Origin of the sequence: Plasticicumulans sp., from assembly GCF_035331805.1 — a bacterium.
In the GTDB taxonomy this organism is placed as follows: Bacteria; Pseudomonadota; Gammaproteobacteria; order Competibacterales; family Competibacteraceae; genus Plasticicumulans.
This window is the reverse complement of the sequence record NZ_DAOLKE010000471.1, coordinates 1-2,248: the sequence shown is the minus strand read 5'-3', so window position 1 is coordinate 2,248 and position 2,248 is coordinate 1. Positions and strand designations below refer to the sequence as shown.

2 protein-coding genes are annotated in these 2,248 nt (G+C 71.8%); both read right to left on the bottom strand.

Features of this window, described 5'->3' with window-relative positions; all coding sequences use genetic code 11:
* Positions 1-29: 29 nt before the first annotated feature.
* Entirely contained in the window at positions 30-1,340 is a 1,311-nt protein-coding gene (locus PKE44_RS18510) for a serine protease (protein ID WP_324554181.1), read from the bottom strand.
* A 175-nt stretch (positions 1,341-1,515) separates the two neighbouring features.
* Positions 1,516-2,248: DUF1501 domain-containing protein (locus PKE44_RS18505; RefSeq protein WP_324554179.1), on the bottom strand; the 733-nt coding region annotated here is incomplete at its 5' end.

The window sequence follows — 2,248 nt, the reverse complement described above, 5'->3', positions numbered from 1 at the left end:
CTGCTCGCGCGCTTCGCTGCACGCGGCGCCTAGGGTGCCGGCCGGCCGCCGCCGCGGTTGCGCAGCAGCAGCACGGCGACCGCGATCACGATCAGCACGGCGATGGCGGCGATCGCGATGATCAGCGTCGTGCCGGTGCCGTCTGCGGCCGGTGCGGGCGTCGGCACCGGCGCTGTTGCCGGGCCCGGCGCCGGGGGCGTCAGTGCGATCGGCAGCGGGGCCGGTGCCGGGGCGTCGGGCTTTTCCTCGCCGCGCAGGATGCGTTCCTGGGTCTCGGTGATCAGCCGGCGCGCCTCGGCGTGGTTCGGCTGCAGCGAGACGACTTCCTCGAACTTGGTCTTGGCGGTGCGGAAGTGTCCGGCCCAGTACTGCTCCAGCCCGGCGCTCCAGCCCTGATCGACCAGACCGGCGGTGTTGGTGGTGCCGGCCGGGCCGAGGTATTCGCGCGCGGTGTTCGACGGCACGATGAAGTTGAAGCCCTGCACTTCCTGACCGTTGACGGTGTTGCCGCGGAAGGTCAGCAGGCCGATGACCTCGGCGTTCTGGTTCAGCACCGGGCCGCCGGAGTTGCCGTGCGTGGTGTTGGTGTTGGTCTGCAGCACCGGGATGCCGTCGACCGTGGTCTTGACCGCCGAGATCGAGCCGTCGTTGGTGGTCGGCTCGACCGAGGAGCGGTTGTCGAGCAGGTCGGAATCGGCGGCGCCGGGGAAGCCGATCACGAACACGCGATCGCCGACGCGCATGCGCGCGGAATCGCCGAGGCGCAGCGTCGGGGCGTTGCGGGTCTCGACCTTGAGGATGGCGACATCCTTGCCGGTGAGCTGGCCGCCTTCCTCGCCCATCGGTGCGCCGTAGGACTTGATCTCGTAGCGCAGCTTGTTGCCGTCCTGCAGCAGCACGAAGTTGGCGCGGGTCGTGAGCGTCACCTGCCCGGCGTTCTGCTGCGCCCAGCGCAGCACCGCGGCGACGTTTTCCTGCGTCGGCTGCATATTGCGGCTGGCCAGCGCCTTCAGGATGAACTGCTTGAACAGCTCCTGGCGGATGCCCTCGTCGCCCGATTTCGTCATCGAGACCACGTGGGCATTGGTCATGATGTAGCCGTCGGGCGAGACGAAGAAGCCCGAGCCGCTGCTGATCGACTGCAGTTCGACCTTGCGCCCGTCGGCGAGCGGAATGAAGCCGATCGCGCCATCGAGGATGCGCACGACCGCCGGCTTCGACAGCATGTGCACCTTGTAGGTCGGGTTCACCTCGATCGGATCGGCCGGCACGGTCGTGCCGGCCGTGCACATCACGAGCACTGCGAACCAATGCAGCAGCGACCGGCAGCGGACTGACATCTCGTTCTTCTCCCCCGGGAACATGGATCGGTCTGGCGCGCGGGTGGCACGGTACGGTGCGGTACGGATCGGCGGCGCGCCGGTACGGACGGAAACGATGGCCGAGCCGCGCGCCCCGCACAAGGGAGCCGGTCAGGATCGGGGCAGGGCCGGGCGATGCGCGTGCGGGTTCGCGTCAGCCCGTCAGCCCGTCCAGAGCCCCGGCAGGGAACTTGAAGCCGGGCAGCACGCGCGCGAGCGCGGCATCGTCGAGCGCGAAGTGTGCGCCGAGCGCACGCCACAGCACGGTGCGGAAATCCGTGCTGACCGCCAGATCCCGGCCCTGCCAGCGGGCGGCTTCGCCGAGCCCCGGCCAGTCGCCGTGCATGCGGCCCCCGTGCACCCGGGCGCCGAGCAGCCAGAGCACGCCGCCGTGGCCGTGGTCGGTGCCGCTGTTGCCGTTCTCGCGCACGGTGCGGCCGAACTCCGAGACCACGACGACCAGGGTTTCGGCGAGCAGCGGTCCGAGGGCCTGCGCGAAGGCGGCGAGGCCGTCGGCGAGCGGGCCGAGCCGGCGGGCGAGCTGGCCTTCGGCGCTGCCCTGGCTGATGTGGGTGTCCCAGCCGCCGAGCGTGAGCGCGGCGACGCGCAGCTTCGGTTCGTTGCGCATCAGCCGCGCCAGCCGGATCGCGTCGCCGCTCCAGCCGCGCGCGGTGTCTTCGGCCTCGCGATCGGCGCCGGCATCGGCGCCGTTGAGGCCGGCCATCAGCTCGGCACGCGCGGCGCGGCCGGTGCGCCAGGCGCGCCCGAGCGCGTCATCGGGTGCGTACAGCCGGTCGAGCGCCGTGGCGAGGCCGGGGCGGTCCATGGAGCTGGCGCGGCCGGCACCGCGGCCGCTCGCGAGCATCGCCACCGGCCGCGGCCCCGAC